At 28.0% G+C, this 393-nt stretch carries 1 pseudogene; it reads right to left on the reverse strand.

What is annotated here, in order from left to right:
* Positions 1–327: pseudogene (locus tag EZH24_RS13550) on the reverse strand (hypothetical protein); the annotation flags it as partial.
* Positions 328–393 lie beyond the last annotated feature (66 nt).

Below are 393 nucleotides of genomic sequence, written 5' to 3' on the forward strand. Positions count from 1 at the left end.
AATTAAATTAAATATATAATTAATTATTTTAGCTCCTAAAAAACTTTCTCCTGATAATTTATAAAATAAAGTGTAAAAAATATAATAGGCCCCACCTGGAACTCTTGGAGTGCTAAACTCTTCATTAACAACCTCACTTGCAATAAATCTAGCAGATGTAGTTGGAAGCCTTCCACTTTCATACCATTTATTCATATCATAAAAATGCTGAGTTTGATCAACTAATATATATCTATTTGGAATCATATAAAAAGAAAGCAGTATATTAGTTATAATTGCAAATAAAATAAGCAATAAAGGAATTATTATAACTTTATTAAGCCTCATATAGGATCCTAGTTATACCAAATGACAAGCACAATAATGACCGCTTTCTACTTCCCTAAACTCTGG

This window comes from Brachyspira catarrhinii, assembly GCF_005518285.1.
GTDB lineage: Bacteria > Spirochaetota > Brachyspiria > Brachyspirales > Brachyspiraceae > Brachyspira > Brachyspira catarrhinii.